The 15,890-nt window shown below is 51.7% G+C and carries 15 protein-coding genes; 7 read left to right on the top strand and 8 right to left on the bottom strand.

All coding sequences use genetic code 11. The features are described from left to right. The 7 genes from JRI89_13385 to JRI89_13355 all read right to left on the bottom strand — a co-directional run. On the bottom strand, nt 1-175 hold a 175-nt coding region (locus JRI89_13385; GenBank protein MBW2072231.1), incomplete at its 3' end, for a hypothetical protein. Nucleotides 176-208: 33 nt separating this feature from the next. Next, the gene (locus JRI89_13380) at nt 209-1,291 is read right to left on the bottom strand and encodes a radical SAM protein (GenBank protein ID MBW2072230.1); all 1,083 of its coding nucleotides are present in this window, start codon (nt 1,289-1,291) and stop codon (nt 209-211) included. Beyond that, nucleotides 1,291-2,292, bottom strand: a complete 1,002-nt coding sequence (locus JRI89_13375; protein MBW2072229.1) for a radical SAM protein — start codon at nt 2,290-2,292, stop codon at nt 1,291-1,293. Before JRI89_13375 ends, JRI89_13380 begins: the two co-directional genes overlap by 1 nt. 15 nt (nt 2,293-2,307) lie before the next feature. Beyond that, entirely contained in the window at nt 2,308-2,988 is a 681-nt protein-coding gene (locus tag JRI89_13370; protein MBW2072228.1) for a glycosyltransferase family 2 protein, read from the bottom strand. A 287-nt stretch (nt 2,989-3,275) separates the two neighbouring features. Next, nucleotides 3,276-4,052, bottom strand: a complete 777-nt coding sequence (locus JRI89_13365; protein ID MBW2072227.1) for a DUF547 domain-containing protein — start codon at nt 4,050-4,052, stop codon at nt 3,276-3,278. 129 nt (nt 4,053-4,181) lie between these two features. Continuing rightward, complete coding sequence (locus JRI89_13360) at nt 4,182-5,588, bottom strand: hypothetical protein (GenBank protein MBW2072226.1); 1,407 nt, start codon at nt 5,586-5,588, stop codon at nt 4,182-4,184. Further along, complete coding sequence (locus JRI89_13355; protein ID MBW2072225.1) at nt 5,572-7,059, bottom strand: glycosyltransferase family 2 protein; 1,488 nt, start codon at nt 7,057-7,059, stop codon at nt 5,572-5,574. The genes JRI89_13360 and JRI89_13355 overlap by 17 nt, the downstream gene beginning before the upstream one ends. A 258-nt stretch (nt 7,060-7,317) precedes the next feature. Here JRI89_13355 and JRI89_13350 point away from each other — a divergent pair, with 258 nt between their 5' ends. The 7 genes from JRI89_13350 (at nt 7,318) to JRI89_13320 (ending at nt 15,116) form a co-directional block, all read left to right on the top strand. Then, nucleotides 7,318-7,902 (top strand): sigma-70 family RNA polymerase sigma factor, encoded by a 585-nt coding sequence (locus JRI89_13350; protein ID MBW2072224.1) that lies wholly within the window; start codon nt 7,318-7,320, stop codon nt 7,900-7,902. After that, nucleotides 7,902-8,159: a zf-HC2 domain-containing protein gene (locus JRI89_13345; GenBank protein ID MBW2072223.1), complete on the top strand. Its 258-nt coding sequence runs from the start codon at nt 7,902-7,904 to the stop codon at nt 8,157-8,159. The genes JRI89_13350 and JRI89_13345 overlap by 1 nt, the downstream gene beginning before the upstream one ends. Before the next feature lie 175 nt (nt 8,160-8,334). Continuing rightward, the gene (tkt, locus tag JRI89_13340) at nt 8,335-10,356 is read left to right on the top strand and encodes a transketolase (GenBank protein MBW2072222.1); all 2,022 of its coding nucleotides are present in this window, start codon (nt 8,335-8,337) and stop codon (nt 10,354-10,356) included. Between the two features lie 376 nt (nt 10,357-10,732). Beyond that, a complete protein-coding gene (locus JRI89_13335) occupies nt 10,733-11,449 on the top strand; it encodes a TIGR04283 family arsenosugar biosynthesis glycosyltransferase (GenBank protein MBW2072221.1) in 717 nt (238 codons plus the stop codon). Nucleotides 11,450-11,622: 173 nt separating this feature from the next. After that, complete coding sequence (locus tag JRI89_13330; GenBank protein MBW2072220.1) at nt 11,623-12,342, top strand: DUF2231 domain-containing protein; 720 nt, start codon at nt 11,623-11,625, stop codon at nt 12,340-12,342. Between the two features lie 39 nt (nt 12,343-12,381). After that, nucleotides 12,382-13,311, top strand: coding sequence for a UbiA family prenyltransferase (locus JRI89_13325; GenBank protein ID MBW2072219.1), 930 nt, complete (start codon nt 12,382-12,384; stop codon nt 13,309-13,311). Nucleotides 13,312-13,592: 281 nt separating this feature from the next. Continuing rightward, nucleotides 13,593-15,116, top strand: coding sequence for an acyl-CoA dehydrogenase family protein (locus JRI89_13320; protein ID MBW2072218.1), 1,524 nt, complete (start codon nt 13,593-13,595; stop codon nt 15,114-15,116). A 65-nt stretch (nt 15,117-15,181) separates the two neighbouring features. On the opposite strand, the gene JRI89_13315 is transcribed toward JRI89_13320, so the two are convergent. Next, the coding region (locus JRI89_13315) for an alanine racemase (GenBank protein MBW2072217.1) at nt 15,182-15,890 on the bottom strand (709 nt) is incomplete at its 5' end.

The following is a 15,890-nucleotide window of genomic DNA, read 5'->3' as shown; positions in this document are numbered from 1 at the left end:
AATTGTTGTTGTGCAATTCTCCCTGTTCAAGTGCTACAACTCCGCTTGCCACCACCATGCCATCGGAAGTGATCACCGTGCCAGAGACAATAGTCTCTGCCCGGATTGGAGAAGAGCCAAGTACGAGCAAGATCAGGCTCGTGCACAAGGTGAAAACAGCAAGAAACCTTTGCATGAGGCATTCCTCCTGATTTGAGGTTCTAGATTCTTACAGTCTGTTCACTCGTGGCAGGGTGATGATCATTGCCGGTATGGTATTGATAAAAATGGTGCCACACTTTGCCGCCACTCTCATTCTGACTGTTGTAGCCAGCCGGAGACAGGTGATCAGTATAATTGCCTGTCTGAATTGCTGATACTTGGGCCCGAACCAGACATCTCTCACCCTGTTCTTGAATACATTTCCCAGGATAATGGCCTGGTAATCAACTGTGGAAAAAGGAGAGATGCAGCATGGCAGCACATTACCGTGTGCAGTGACATAGAGCACCTGCCAGGGGCGCAGGCAGTTCTGCCATGGTTTTGCAGACCTGCATTCAGGTTGCAAACTTTGCAGTGGGTCAGTGAGTCCAGAAGCACTGAACTGTATCCCTAATTCTCTGGCTCTCACCATACTTCTTGTTATCAATGCTGTGATACCCTCATCAGCATTTTTGAGGGCATTTTCAGATCTGGCCAGTCCATAGCCATCGTTGTCGAGAAAATGGACCAGCCTCTGCAGGTATACCTGCGCAATACCCAGAGAAGATGCCAGTTCAATGAAATCAGGAAGTTCTCTGACATTCTCCCTCGTTGCCAAGAACCAGAGAGACAATTTAGGCCTTGGCGACCTGCTCGCAGCCAGTCGTTTGCTGAAGGCGGCAATATTGTCCACGATGGCTTCGAACTTGTCACTCTGGCGCACGTTCTGATAGCCTCTGGAGGTGGCAGCATCTAGAGAGATGCGAAGCTCGTCCAGGCCTGCTTCTATGAGTTCTTCCTGGCGCCTGTTGTTGAGCAGGATGGCATTGCTGTTGAAAAGAACAAATACCTGACGCTCTTTCAAAGCGCGGATCATAAGTGGCAGCTGTGGATTGAGCAGGGGCTCGCCAATGCCATGCAGCACGGCACGCTGCAGATTTGGCAACTGCCCTATCACCCCCTGGAACTCCTCGAGCGACATATCCCGGTGCGGCTCCCAGCCCCCTCGGTAGAGAATGCAGCTTCGGCAGCGCAGATTGCAGCGATTGGTGATTTCGATGTAAAGGCACTTTGGCAGGTGCAAGTCCAGGTATTTGTTGGCCGTAGCCATCACGCTCCCCTTACGATGGTCGTACAGATGCTCCCGGTACGCAGCGGCCTCTTTGCACTCGAGAGCTGACCCTGTAAACGGATCTTTTTCCCTCGCAGTATTGGACAGTATTCATCAGGGTCGTGCGGTCGTTTTCTCAAGATTCGGCGGGCAGCACAACCGCCGCTGCAAGTGAGCAGGTGAGTGCAGTTGCGGCAGAATTCTGGGATGGTGTGCGTATTTCTGAAAAGTGGTGTGGCAAACACGCTTTCCCCTTTTTCAGCCAGATCGTCAATTGTAAGCTCAGACTCAGGCCAGTACACGCAGGGTTTCAACTTTCGATCGGGGGTTATGCGGATACTCTTGCCGCCGCAGGGAGTTCCTCGCGTGGTATTCAGACCCAGGAAAGCATTCACCAGTGGTTCGGTTACAGAAAGTATCTCGCTGTGGTCAAAAAGGATCTGGTAGGCTTGCCAGTACTGCTCGAAACTGAGCATGAACCTGTCGGTGAACATGGGCTGATAGACATTCACCCTGAAATCAGCCCCCAGAGAGGCTGCCAAGCGGGCCAGTCGTCCCTGGTCCCTGTAATTGACGTTCATCAACACAGCCAGAATCGAAACTTTCACCCCCAATTTGCTGCAGCGGTCGATGGCAGCCATAATAGTCTGCCAGTTGCCGTCGCCTCTGAAGGCATCCTGTCTTTTCTGGTCCGGGAAGTCTACAGAGAATTCCACGTCGCCGAAATAGCTGAGCAGTTCATCGTTTGTAATCGCTAGAGTATAACCATTGGAGGCAAGGGTAAGTTTGATCTTCTTGGCTCGGAGATATTCGAGGATTTCCATGTACTGAGGATTCAAGCCGTTCTCGCCAGTGCCAAAGCCGATAGAACCGATGGGCATGTTGTCGCAGACCTTCTTGATGTCATCAAGAGTGAGATTATAGATCTTTCGCTGATCTCTATAACAGTGGGCGCAGTTCAAATTGCAGTTGTTGGTGAGGCCGATTCCGACTGATATCATGGCCATTCCTCCTGTCTATCTCTTCCACAGGTACAGCAAGGGAACGAAAAACATGTAGTAAGCGGCGAGGAGGGAGCCTTTCACAGTACCACTCACTTTCGAGGTTCCCAATCTGCGGCGGTATGGCACTGGCACGCTTTTCAGACGCCACCCTTTCTGGGCTGCTTTTACTACCATTTCCACAGGCCAGCCATAAGTCATCTGTTCCATGCCAAGATCGAATAAGGTTTCGCTTCTGATCGCCCGGAATGAACCCAGATCTGTGAGGTCTACGCTGTAGAGTCGGCGGATGAGCCAGGCAACCAGGAGATTCCCGAGGCGGCCATGCCAGAGCATTGAGCCCTTCTCGAGCCCCCCATGAAGCCGACTTGCTACTGCCAGGTCCGCCTGGTTGCGGCTGAGCGGTTCGACAAGAAGCGGCAGGTAACGTGGATCGTCGCTGTAGTCTCCGTCGAGAAAGACAATGATGTCCGCCTGGCGTGCTGCCAGGGCGCCTGCATGGCAGGCGGCACCATAGCCACGCCGACTCTCATGCACTACCCTGGCTCCTGCGGCAGCAGCTTGTAAAGCAGTGTTGTCGGTGGAGCCATTGTCCACGACAATAACCTCCTGGACCATTTGCCCGGGGACATTCTCCACCACACTGGCAATAGCTTGCTCTTCATTCAAGGCAGGAATTACAACCGAAATTGCCATATTCTTTTCTTATCAGAAAAAGTATTGTCTATGGGTTGATGGCAAAATAAGAGTTCAGCCCTCTCGCTGCTCATTCGGCAGCCGCAACCTTCAGGTTGGGCCTGCGGTCATTATGGTGCCACGGCGCAAACCAATGCCTCATCCCTGTCCCTATCCAGCTCGTTGCCCTGCAGCCAATCTCCTGCTCCTTCTGTTGATCAATATTGGATGTCGAGGTGCACTTTCATTTTGCCATCAACCTCTACGGTTTGCTAACCTTTGAGCATGCTAACTCTAGCCGCAGCACGTCATTGCTGTATCAGACTTTGAGCATTCAAGGCCCAATTATAACCCAGGTAGGAAATTCGCGGTTTTCTCTCTAGAAACTCCAGGATGTCTTCGTGTACGTATGGTTTTATAAAGGCTAGAACTGAGCCAGATTTCTGCACGAAGTCATCGGCAAACCAGTTAAAAAGTTTCGAGATATAAAGGGTATTCTCACTGCGGTCAATCCTGGTCCCCCTCGGTGAATTGAGGTATTCCCTGGTTTCTTCGTCCAGACGCTTTTGGACGTTCACTTCAGTGTAGGCGACTCTGGGCAGTGGAGGGCAACCCATGGAGGCGCAGATGATGGCGAAGTGGATTCGCGGGTCCCGGAACTGCCTGCGAAGAATCTGGTGTTCGATGTGGTCCTGGCTCATCCTTCTACCTGCTACCAGGTGCTGTCGACTGGTGAAAAATTCAGTAGAGGTCCACACTCCGGGAATAATCGTTTCCCGGACGCTCCTTTTCGGTTTTCTTCTTATGACCTTGTCAATAGTAACCGCATTGTAAGCATTGATCCAGAAGGCGAGTTGACCGTCACGGGAGAGCCTGTCAACGGGCGCTGTTTCAAGGGATTGGATGTAGAAAGAAAAATCGCTGTCCCTGGCTATGCCGTTGTAGTCCACCAGCCCCTGTGAATCTACGTATGTCTTAAGGATTTGATCAAAGCGTGAATGGTCGAATACATCAGCTGTTGCGGTAGCAGCAACCAGGACCAGCAATAGTGAAAGTATGGAGAGACAAGGTGGCGTTTTGCGCATTATTTCTCCTTCGTGTGCAGGTGTTGCCATCTTTTTTTGGTCGCTGTGACCTCTCTCCTCTTACAGGCAGCAGTGGCGAATCCTACCATCTTGATCGATATGAAGTGTTCAAGGGAAATCTAATAAACTTTATCTCCTCTCGGGCAGAGAATTCTTGGCCATCCAGGGAAACCAGGGGTGTGTGGTGCCGTGAATTCTGACACATTCGACTGTCAACAAGATGAACAGGGGAATGTATTCCAGGCCGACAACCCAGCCTGGCATGAGTCCTCGTGGAGAGACGTATTTGAGGTACGAAAAAACAACAGTACCGGAAAAAAGCAGCCATGCCGGCGACGGGTAAAATGCCAGTAGAGGGATCAGCCACAAGAGGTACCAGGGGTGAAATGCCGCGGGCATGAGCAGGAGATAGACGCTGATCAACAGATAAGAGTATTTCAGCATATCGTTGAAGTTTTTGTCTTTGGTGAAAACGAACAACGCTACTAGAACCAGGACTGCTGCAAAGACTTTGCTCAGGAAAAAATAGTCTATTGCGGGGAAAAGTTGCATGAGATAGTGTTTCAGACCCAGGTTGAAACTCTCATAAGGACTTGTCAAATAGGTGGGCAAGAAGCCGAGGACCTTGCTGCCTGCCGCCATATAAGGAATGTAAGAGACAAGCAAAGCGCTGCAGAATAGCATGGTAAGTTTCACTCTTTCTCCACGAACAACAAGAGCGGGAAACAGCAGAGCCGGGTAAAATTTGCTGGCAGCGGCAGCGGCCAAACTCAACACTGCGAGTGTGCTTCTGTGCCTGGCCGCAAGGTAGAAAGCCAGGAGAACCAGCAGAATCATCAGTGCTTCCAGATGACCACTGTGGGCGATCTCATAGATGACGACAGGATTCCAGGCGTAGACCAGAAGTCTTATTGCTTCGAGGCCGGATGCTCTCAAAATTCCAAGCAACAAGACAAGAGTCAGTACATCGCAGGCTACCAGGATTGCTTTCAGACGATAAATGCTGTCGCCGGTAATGCCATGAGCAAGAAAAAAGAAGATCTGAGCGCCTGCCGGATACACGGTAGGGTGGTCCCGGCGATTTATGTGAGGGTATATCTGCCGGTCTCTTAAGGCAGTGAGCTTCTTGGCAGCAGGTGGAAGGAGATAGGGATTGATGCCGTGTTCTTGCAGACGACCGTCCCAGACATAGCGGTACACATCCGAAGAGAGCACAGGGGTTGTGGGAAGCAGACAAATTCTGAAAAAGACAGCTGCAATAAAGACGAATATAGTCAGCCCAGGAGTGCGGCTGAGTCGGGCCAGTTTGCGAAACACCACAAAAACAGCGAGCAGGTAAAATGGGATAAGAAACCACAGCTGCAGCAGGGCTACATGGATGCCGGTCGGCTGAACATTACTGCCCGCCAGATTCTGCAGCAGTTTGCCCCATTTGAAATTGAACATATATACAGGAGCTGAAACGAATCCAATAAGTACAATCCCTGTGCACGCCATATCCGGCGCTTGAAATCGTTTTCTACTTTTTTTTCGCATGAATCACTGACAGAGAAAAAACATAAAAAAAGCCCGCAGTATAAATCAGCAGAAAAGGACTGATCAAATACTTGCTGAAATGGAGAAACAGAAGGAGGCCGGCGAGAGAATACATGCCGAGCAAGAGTTCAAAAACGGAAAGAGAATCAAAGGGAAGAGAATAGAGCTTGTCGTACCAGCTGTCGTTTCGCTGTTCGATGCCATACTTGGGTGTGCGTATGAAACTGCTCTGCAAGCCAAAAAGCGCTTCCAGGATGGCCTTGGTGTTGTTTACGGAGATGCCTGTTCCCAGGCACATGAGAAAAGGCAGATACCTGACATTTTTTTTCCAGCGGGGATAAAAGATGCGTTGCGAGTAGACGTACATGGCAGACGGGCCGAATGTTGCTAAACAGAAAAGAGTGAACACCAATAAGGGGTAAGAGATGCTCAAGAAAAACCAGTGGGTGAAAAGCATGGGAATGGAGGTGAGGACTACCATTATCATCAGGGGATGGACCAGATAGTGGGTCAGATGGAGGGTCGCCTGGATTTTCACCAGCAGGGGAAGTTTTGCCCGCCACACCTTGTGCAGGTTCTTCCTGGCGGTTTGGATGGAACCTTTGGCCCAGCGATATTGTTGCGATTTGAAGGCAGTTATTGTCACCGGCAGTTCCGCTGGGCAGCTTACAACAGGAGCGAACTCCAGCTTCCAGCCCTTCAGTTGGGCCCGATAACTCAAATCAAGATCTTCAGTGAGTGTATCTGCCTGCCAGCCACCGGCATCTTCGATGGCTGCCCTGCGCCAGATTCCTGCGGTACCATTGAAGTTCATGAACAGCCCACCCCAGCCGCGGGCAGCCTGCTCTACTCCAAAATGCCCATCGATTCCCATAGACTGCGCCCTGGTGAGCAGAGAGTAGTTGCGGTTGAGATGCCCCCAGCGAGCCTGCACCATGCCAACTTGTGGTTGAGAAAAATAGGGGATCGTTTCTTTGAGAAAATTAGGGTTGGGGACGAAATCGGCATCGAAGATGGCAATAAGTTCGCCCTTTGCCACATGCAGGCCATCCCTGAGAGCACCCGCTTTGTAACCTGTACGGTTCGGGCGATGCAAATGAACAATATCAAAGCCTTCTTGTTGTAATCTTTCTACACAGGCACGAGCCAGGTGAAAGGTGTCATCAGTGGAGTCGTCTAGAACCTGTATTTCAAGCTTTTTTTTAGGATAATCTAACCTGCATGAAGAGTCGATCAATCTTTTAATTACATAACGTTCATTAAAAACCGGTAGTTGAATAGTAACGAAAGGCAGCTCATATGGAGATAAATATTCATAAAACGAGGTTTGTAATTTTTGATGTCGCTCTTTTGCTTTTCCTAGGTGGACTCGATAATATATCATCAAGAAATAACAATTGATGCCATAAATAAAAAGACCTGATAAAGGCAGTATATAAATAAATAGTAGAATGTTGTCAAAACTAAGCATCTATATTCCGGTTACTAACGTTTAGGATTGCAGTTTTACTAAAATATCTTACGTCTTTCCTAACTTAGATCTTGAAATACTTAAATATACTGATTAAATTATATTCAAGTCTTGTAGTGTTGGCCTCAATCTGCTAAGTTTCTAGAAAATGCGCCGCAGGCCTCGATTAGAAGTGAAAACAACGAAAGCAAGGACGTTCTCGTAGAGTCACAATAACAAATTGTGAGCATATCGACAAGGTCGGAAACTTGATAGCCAATGGATCGCCACCAGTTACCAGACCCTGAGACCTGGGTGGATGAACACGGAGACGCCCTTTTCCGTTACGCTCTTCTTCGGCTCAAAGACCCCGTTCTTGCTGAAGATATGGTTCAGGAAACTTTGCTGGCTGCTTTCCGGGGTCGAGAGACCTTCAAGGGCCATTCTACCTTGCGTACCTGGCTTTTCGGTATTCTCAAGCACAAGATTGTGGACCATATACGGAAGGCGAGCAGAGAGTTGTCTGTGGACCATACCGAATCTAAAGTCTTCCACGGAAATGAGCCTTTCGATGAGAGGGGAGGATGGCGGCAGGGTCCGGCAAAATGGGCCACAGATCCAGGTCTGCTTTTTCGGCAGCGCGAGTTCTGGGGCGTACTGCAAGAGTGCCTTACAGAACTGCCTTTGCGACAGCATCAGGCTTTTACTCTTAGGGAACTCGATGGTTTGAGTATTGCGGAAATTTGTAAAATTCTAGGAGTGTCAACGACTAACGGGGGAGTCTTGCTTCACCGTGCGCGTTTACGCTTGCGTGAATGCCTCGAGGGAAATTGGTTTTCTGGCGAACATGTAAAGAGGGAGTGATGCTCAGTTGTAAAGAGGCGGCTCAGCTGATATCTGAGTCATTGGACAACCAACTGCCGCTGTCGAGGCGACTTGCTTTGCGTATGCATCTGCTCATGTGCAAGTTCTGCTCGCGCTATTGGAAGCAGATGCATTTTCTGAGAAAAACCCTGCACTACTGCTCGGAACATGTGGAAGAAACTCAATATCTTCCTGAGGCTTCTCTCTCGCAGGAAGCTCGTGCCCGGATTAAAAAAATTTTGAGAGAGGGAAGCTGAAAGGGTCTTGCCGTTTGCGTCGATAACAAACATTCCAGTACAAGTGATGACTTCGCTACCTTGGCAATTCACCTCTGCCTCCAAAATGGATCAGAAGTGAAGCAAGGAGGCAGAGCACTTCTAGAAAGCGTGGTATTGACCAGGAATCTGGGTTTCAGGGAAAGGAGGACTTTCAATGGCCAGCGAGCAAAATGCAGCAGTTGATCTGACAATTCACACCATCCGTACCTTGGCGATGGACGCTATTCAGAAAGCCAACTCAGGCCATCCAGGGACGCCTATGGCCCTGGCACCGCTGGCCTACGTACTCTGGAAAAGGTTTCTTCGCCACAACCCGCGAAATCCTGACTGGTTCAACAGGGACCGGTTCGTTCTTTCCTGCGGCCATGCTTCAATGCTGCTCTATGCCATGTTGTTTCTCACCGGCTATGATATCTCACTGGAGGACATCAAGAACTTCAGGCAATGGGGCAGCAAGACTCCGGGTCACCCTGAATTTGGGCTCACTCCCGGGGTGGAAACAACCACAGGCCCCCTTGGCCAGGGCATAATGAATGCGGTGGGCATGGCCATGGCAGAGGCGCACCTGGCAGCAGTTTTCAACAGGGAGGGTTTCCCTATTGTAAACCATTTCACCTATGCTTTTTGCAGCGACGGCGACCTGATGGAAGGTGCTTCGCACGAGGCTGCTTCTCTGGCCGGTCATTTTGGCCTGGGCAAGCTTATTTGCGTCTACGATGACAACCATATCAGCATTGAAGGTGATACAGACCTCACTTATTCAGATGATGTGACCGGGAGGTTCACTGCATACCACTGGCATGTGCTGGACGTGGGGGACAGGGCAAACGACATAGAGGCGCTGAGCGCTGCCCTGGCTGAGGCTAGAAAAGAAAAAGCACGGCCCTCACTGGTCATAGTGCGCTCTCACATCGGCTACGGCTCCCCTAATCGACAGGACAGTCCCAAGGCGCATGGTGAACCGCTGGGTGAAGAGGAAGTGAAACTGACAAAACGCTTTTACGGCTGGCCCGAGGACGAAACCTTTCTGGTGCCCGAGGAAGTATTGTCGCACATGCGCCAGCCGGCATTACGTCAGGGGCAGGAACTGCAAGAGACCTGGGAGGGCTTGTTTGCTGCCTACAGCGATAGCTTTCCTGAGTTGGCAAGACAGTTTCGCCGGGTGCTTGCTGGTGAACTTCCAGCGGACTGGGACCGAGACATTCCCCGGTTCCATGTGGACGACGGACCACTGGCCACAAGGGCCGCCTCGGGCAAGGTCTTGCAGGCTTTTGCCGACAAGGTGCCCTGGTTGATGGGGGGCAGTGCTGATCTTGCCCCATCCACAAAGACCCTGCTGCCCGATTCCCCTTATTTTGGTAAGGATACATATCATGGCCGCAACATTGCCTGGGGTGTGCGGGAGCATGCGATGGCCGCCTGCTGTTCTGGAATGGCACTGCATGGTGGGGTGCGCCCCTATGCCGCCACCTTCTTCATTTTCAGCGATTATGCCCGGCCTGCCATGAGATTGGCTGCCTTGATGAAGCTTCCTGTCATCTACGTGCTGACGCATGACTCCATTGGTGTCGGTGAAGACGGACCTACCCATCAGCCCATAGAGCAGCTAGCCTCTTTTCGAGCAATGCCCCATATGCGGGTGATTCGGCCCGCGGATGCCAATGAGGTTTCCTATGCCTGGAGAGTGGCAATGGAGCGTACCGACGGACCCACCATGTTGATTCTCAGTAGACAGGGGTTGCCAGTATTTGAGCGGACGACGGCAGCAGCTGCCGAGGGTCTGCGCAAGGGTGCCTACATTCTTGCCAGAGAAAAGGCCGACGTGCCGGAGGTCATTCTAATTGCTTCCGGTTCTGAAGTGGCGCTCATCCTGCAAGCCCAGAAAGAGCTTGCCCGGGTAAATATCGACGCCCGGGTAGTGAGCATGCCTTGCTGGGAGTTGTTCGAAGAGCAGTCCGAAGAGTATCAAAATGAGGTGCTGCCACCGCAGGTGAGGCAGCGGCTGGCAGTAGAGGCTGGTGTGGCCATGGGCTGGAGAAGATGGGTGGGTGATGGCGGGGAGATCATTGCCATCAGCAGCTTCGGCGCCAGTGCGCCTGCCAGGGAAAATTTCGCTCACTACGGTTTTACGGTGGAGAATGTGGTGCAGAAGGCCAGGATCCTGGTAGCAAAATGAGCGGCGGTCGAGGACTGGCTTGTTGTCTACAGGCGAGCAGGGAGCCGGCTGTCGGTGAGACCTGTGGAAATTGGCAGACGGAACCGGCCCAGCCAGTGGAAAAGGGGCAATACAAAGCAGGCATTCCGGCCACCAAACAGCCAACCAGGTGAGGGGCTATTATGGCCAGGAACCAGGAGTGAAGCTCAATGTCGACGTCGAGCTGTGTGGGGCCTGAAGATTGTCATTGACAACAGGACGTGGCAGGAGGTGCCGTCTTGACGCCTATTCTGCAGAAATGCGAGACATATGCTGGGCAGGCAAGTAAACTGCTTCTCTATGAAGCCTGGTCCCGGGGGCCTGGAGCCTCTTGTCTTCATACTGCCGGGTAGAAGGTATGAGAAAAGCTGCAGGCGCCATTCTTGCTGCCTCGTCTACCAGCCTTTCGGTAATTATTCCCACTTTGAACGAGTCGAGTCACATTGGCGCTACATTGGCATCCGCCATGGGCGATGCTGAAACGGAAGTGGTGGTAGTTGACGGCGGCAGTGTGGACGATACCAGGAAGCAGGTGCAGGCGTGGGGTTGCAAACTGCTTGTTTCCAGCCCAGGGCGTGCCGTGCAGATGAACATGGGAGCTTCTGTTGCCAGCGGCAAGGTGCTGCTCTTTTTGCATGCCGACACCAGACTGCCGCCAGGCTATCGCTCCCAGGTGCACAGCACACTCGGTGCACATGGCGTGGTGGCTGGAGCATTTAGACTGGGCATTGATGGCAGCGGCAGAGCACTGCGGCTAGTGGAGATGTTGGCCAACTGGCGTTCAACCACCTTGCAGCTGCCATACGGAGATCAGGCGCTGTTCATGAAAGCTGCCCGGTTTCAGCAGATAGGTGGCTTCCCGACAATGCCTATAATGGAGGATCTTGTCTTGGTGTCACGCCTCAGAAAAATAGGGAGAATAGCCATTGCCCCTGTGGCGGTGCAGACATCGGCCAGGAGATGGCAAGAGATCGGGGTGGGCAAAGCAACTGTTATCAATCAAATAATGTTGTACGGTTTTTTCCTTGGTCTCAGTCCAGAACGGCTGGCTCGCTTCTATGGGCGCTGGCTTTGAACTGTCTGCCACGCTGCGGCTGAGGGTGGTGCCTTCTGGCAGAACGGAATATTGCCATAGAGGTAATCTCTTGCATCATGAGGCGACATACGATATTTTAGCTGGATTGTAACTTGTATCACATGCTTACAGAATCGATATGTTCTATTTGCTGATCTGGAGAATTTTGATCAATGGCTGCAGATTTGAAGAAATTCAGCAGGGATGAACTGAAGGAGTTTAATGGCACTGAGGGCAAGCCAGTCTACATCGCCCACGAAGGCAAGGTCTATGATGTCTCTGAAAGCAAATTGTGGAGGACTGGCATCCACATGAGGCGGCACCATTCCGGTGAGGATCTCTCAGAGGATTTCAAGGCTGCACCTCACGGTCCAGAAGTATTCGAGCGTTTTGTCCAGGTTGGCGTCTTGCGGGCGGCCAGGGACCCAATGGATGAACACCTGCCAGATTTTCTTCTCAGCCTTTTTCAAAAGGTGCCCATGCTGCGGCGCCATCCTCATCCCATGACGGTACATTTTCCCATCGCTTTTGTTATTCTCACAGTGATTCTGAATGTGGTTTACCTGATAACTGGACAGAGACATTTTGAACAAAGCGCTTTTCATGTGCTGGGAGCTGCCTTGCTGGCCACGCCAGTAGCTATGATAACCGGACCTTACAACTGGTGGATAAACTACCGTGCCAAGTGGAGTCCCACCATCGTTGTGAAGGTGGCAGGTTCACTGTTTTTGCTGGCGCTCATTGTGATTTTATTCGTCTGGAGGCTGGGCAATCCGGAGATCATGCAAGTGCCGGGGGGAATGAGAGCCCTTTACCTATTACTTGTGCTGGCACTTGCTCCTGTGGTTACCGTGGTGGGCTGGTTTGGGGCCAAGATGACTTTTCCTCATTAACAGGAGTGCAGAAAATGGTTTGTGGGGGCATGGGGAGACATGACTCGAGAAGATACGCTTAACACCAGGAAATTACAGCTTTTTCTTGCCCTATCGAGAACACCGCATCTAGTCATCGATCTTGCCACGCCCATGGCAGCTGCGCTTCTGTGCCTGGGGAAATTTCCGGCAGCCTCTACCATAGTTGTGGGGATGATTACGGTCTTTGCAGGCTACGCCTGCATCTATGCCTTGAACGATGTTACGGATTATCACCTGGACCGCAGGAGAATGGCCGCAATTGCCAGAGGAGACAGCTGTTTCGATCTTGATTGCATCTTTGTTCGTCACCCTCTGGCCCAGGGGCTCATTCCCTATGTGAAAGGGGTGGCCTGGACCATCTTCTGGGGAGCCATGGCCCTTCTGGGTGCAGCTTATCTGAATCCATTATGCGCTGCTATTTTTGTCATGGCTGGCATTCTGGAAGTGATCTACTGCAAACTCTACTCTTTGAGCCAGTGGAAGATTCTTCTTGCTGCGGTAGTGAAGACTCTCGGTGGTCTGGCGGCAATCTATGCGGTCAACCCAGAGCCTCCCGGCTCGTTTGTGTTGATTTTTTTCTTGTGGGTTGCCCTGTGGGAGATTGGTGGCCAAAATATTCCCAATGATCTTGTTGACATGCAAGAAGACAGTCGTCTTGGTGGCAAGACTATTCCAGTGGTATACGGCACGAGCTCTGCTGTGATGATCATACTGACGGCGCTTCTGGCCAGTGTAATACTTGGACTTGGCATCATTCTCTTTTCACCTTTGCCACAAAAGTGGCTGTACGGTGCTGGAGCTTTGCTCTCCGGAGTTTTCCTTCTGCTTCTGCCATTCCATAAGTTTGTCAACTCTAGAGACCTGAAGCAAGCAGTCAATCTGTTCAACAAAGCAAGTCTCTACCCTGTGGGGATACTCTGCACCACTGTGCTCTGTCTTGTGCTCTAGCATCCTCGAGCTTCGATAGCTCGCCCCGCTTTCAGCAGAGCAAGCCAGATTTACTCACATCCAATATGCTCTTGCCCTGCTGCCCATTCTCACCTTGCCCTACAGCCCGGGGGTTGCTCCGAGCAGTATGTGTGGCAGTGACCTGCTTTTCCAAGTGGTAGAGAGTGGATAGAGTGATTACTATTGAATGGTAGCTATTGGCAGGTCTGAGCCGCACCGGCAAGTTGGTATCCTGGGGCAGAACCGTTGAGGTAATTTGTCTCCAACAAAGGGAGATCAAAATGCGAAAAGGACGCTTTCTCACGGACCTTTATCTCGGCTCTGGGAATATGGAGCGACTGCCCCGGTACACAGATCTACCTCTACGAAGTGAAGTAATTGAAATCATAAAAAATTGCGATCAACTGAGCAAAGAATATCCACCCCACCATCTGGAGCAATATGAAACAGTGCCGGATGCCCTTATGAGCAAACTGCGGCAGATGGGGTTTTTCGCTCTGACTATTCCCGAGAGCTATGGTGGTCTCGGTCTCAGCCTCGGAGAATATCTGGCCGTTGTGGAAGAAATAGCAGGCCGTGACCTGGCACTGGGCATCCTTTCGTTGGCCCACCTGTCAATCGGCACCAAGGGCATCGTCCTCTTCGGCAGTGAAGAGCAGCAGAACAAATACCTCAGACCTGCCGCCTCCGGGGAGATGATTTTTTCCTATGCCCTGACAGAACCCAGAAGAGGCTCCGATGCCAGGAATGTGGAAACTACGGCCATACTTTCTGCAGACGGCAGTTACTATCTCCTGAATGGTCAGAAGACCTACATTACCAATGCCAATTATGCAGGCGGCCTCACCGTGTTCGCTCAGCTCGATGCAGAAAATCCTGGCTTCATGGGGGCCTTTGTGGTGGAGACTGGCTGGGATGGGGTGCAGGTGGGCAGGAATATGCCCAAAATGGGTCTGAAAGCGAGCTCCACTGCGGCCATCAGGTTTAAAGACGTCCGGATCCCCAGGGAAAACCTCCTGGGTCAACCAGGTGAAGGCTTCAAGATTGCCATGACCATTCTCAACTATGGCAGGCTGGCGCTGGGAGCCACCTCTGCCGGTATCATGAAGCAGTCTCTGCACGACATGCAGAGGCGCGCCAGCAAAAGGATTCAATTCGGAGTTCCCATCGACAATTTTGAGCTGGTGCAGGAAAAGATCGTCAAAGCAGCGGTTTACAGCTACGCTGCCTCTGCCATGACCAATTTGACTGCGGCAATTCTCGACCAGGAACCACTGGCGCCACTGGCCATCGAAAGCTCTCACTGCAAACTGTTTGGTACTACCAGGGCCTGGGATGTCCTTTATGATGCTCTGCAGGTTGCTGGCGGTGCCGGCTATCTCACCACGCAGCCCTATGAAAAAAGAATGCGGGACTTCCGGGTCACCACTATTTTCGAAGGAACTACCGAGATACATTCCGTATACCCGGCCACCCTGATGTTGCGGAGCCTCAGCAAAGAGATGAAGAGGAACTGCCGCCACCGGAGGGATGAATTCTTCTTTCTGGTCAAAAAGATGTTTTCCCCTTTGAGGTTGGCAGTCACCAGCAGGGATAGGATCTCCAGGAGAGCAGTGCAGCTGATAAAGGCTAATGCCCGCCGAATTGAGGCGGCCAGGCCCAGGGGTGCAGACCTCTCCAAGGAGCAGCTGCTCCTGTCTTACTTTGTCGAAGAAGCCCGAGAAGCAAGAGCCCGGGACAAAAGGTTGCTGGTCCCAGCGCGAGAAGCTGCCCACAGAAAGGTTTTCAACAGTCTTGCCCACTAGGCTGGTTCCGGACTCCTACAGTTCATATTCAATGGTGAGATTGGAGCCATGGTTTTCCGCATACGCTACCAGCCGTTTATGCGCTGCCAGACATGGAGGATTTCAGTGCCGCTGTCTACGACGTAGTAGCGGTCATGCTTGGCAGCTGTGGCACAGGCATGGTTCGGCAGGATGCGGATCATGCTGCCCACCTTGAACTTTGCCAGATCAATATGCCTCTCGCTGCGAGCTGTTACTATGCCATGCTCCTGAGTAGTTGACGAGACAAGCAGATCAGTCACCAGCTTCCCTCTTGGGTCACATACCAGGCCATATCCCTGATCGACTGTCTGGCTGGCCGTTCCCCTGTCGCGAGAGAGCGCCATCCAACCTGCATCGATCAACACCCATCCCTTATGTTTTTGCTGGCCAATAACGGATGCCAGCACGGAAACAGCAATATCTTCAATCTCACAAACCCCCAACCCTGCCATTACCAGATCATAAAACATGAAGACACCAGCTCGTACTTCGGTGACGCCTGTCAGATCGGTGGAAAAGGTTGCCGTGGGCGTCGAACCAACGCTGACAGTGGTACATGGCAGGCCGTGGTTGCGCAGTACCTCGGCACTCTTTACTGCGGCAACTCGCTCTGCTTCCGCCATGGCGCGAATGTCATCCATTGATTTGCACTGATATGAGCCGCCGGCATGGGTTAGAACCCCCTTGAGTACAACACCATTTTCACTGTGCAACAGACGACCGATCTCCAGCAGCAGGGGATCATCAGGAGAT

The organism is Deltaproteobacteria bacterium (assembly GCA_019309045.1).
Lineage (GTDB): Bacteria > Desulfobacterota > Syntrophobacteria > BM002 > BM002 > JAFDGZ01.
This window is presented reverse-complemented; position numbering and strand designations above follow the sequence as displayed.

Bases quoted from the DNA above. Each gene is read 5' to 3' on its own strand.
- JRI89_13325 (MBW2072219.1), top strand. From the start codon at position 12,382: ATGACTCGAGAAGATACGCTTAACACCAGGAAATTACAGCTTTTTCTT.
- tkt (MBW2072222.1), top strand. From the start codon at position 8,335: ATGGCCAGCGAGCAAAATGCAGCAGTTGATCTGACAATTCACACCATC.
- JRI89_13360 (MBW2072226.1), bottom strand. From the start codon at position 5,588: ATGCGAAAAAAAAGTAGAAAACGATTTCAAGCGCCGGATATGGCGTGC.
- JRI89_13350 (MBW2072224.1), top strand. From the start codon at position 7,318: ATGGATCGCCACCAGTTACCAGACCCTGAGACCTGGGTGGATGAACAC.
- JRI89_13345 (MBW2072223.1), top strand. From the start codon at position 7,902: ATGCTCAGTTGTAAAGAGGCGGCTCAGCTGATATCTGAGTCATTGGAC.
- JRI89_13335 (MBW2072221.1), top strand. From the start codon at position 10,733: ATGAGAAAAGCTGCAGGCGCCATTCTTGCTGCCTCGTCTACCAGCCTT.
- JRI89_13365 (MBW2072227.1), bottom strand. From the start codon at position 4,052: ATGCGCAAAACGCCACCTTGTCTCTCCATACTTTCACTATTGCTGGTC.
- JRI89_13380 (MBW2072230.1), bottom strand. From the start codon at position 1,291: ATGGCTACGGCCAACAAATACCTGGACTTGCACCTGCCAAAGTGCCTT.
- JRI89_13375 (MBW2072229.1), bottom strand. From the start codon at position 2,292: ATGATATCAGTCGGAATCGGCCTCACCAACAACTGCAATTTGAACTGC.
- JRI89_13355 (MBW2072225.1), bottom strand. From the start codon at position 7,059: ATGCTTAGTTTTGACAACATTCTACTATTTATTTATATACTGCCTTTA.
- JRI89_13330 (MBW2072220.1), top strand. From the start codon at position 11,623: ATGGCTGCAGATTTGAAGAAATTCAGCAGGGATGAACTGAAGGAGTTT.
- JRI89_13370 (MBW2072228.1), bottom strand. From the start codon at position 2,988: ATGGCAATTTCGGTTGTAATTCCTGCCTTGAATGAAGAGCAAGCTATT.
- JRI89_13320 (MBW2072218.1), top strand. From the start codon at position 13,593: ATGCGAAAAGGACGCTTTCTCACGGACCTTTATCTCGGCTCTGGGAAT.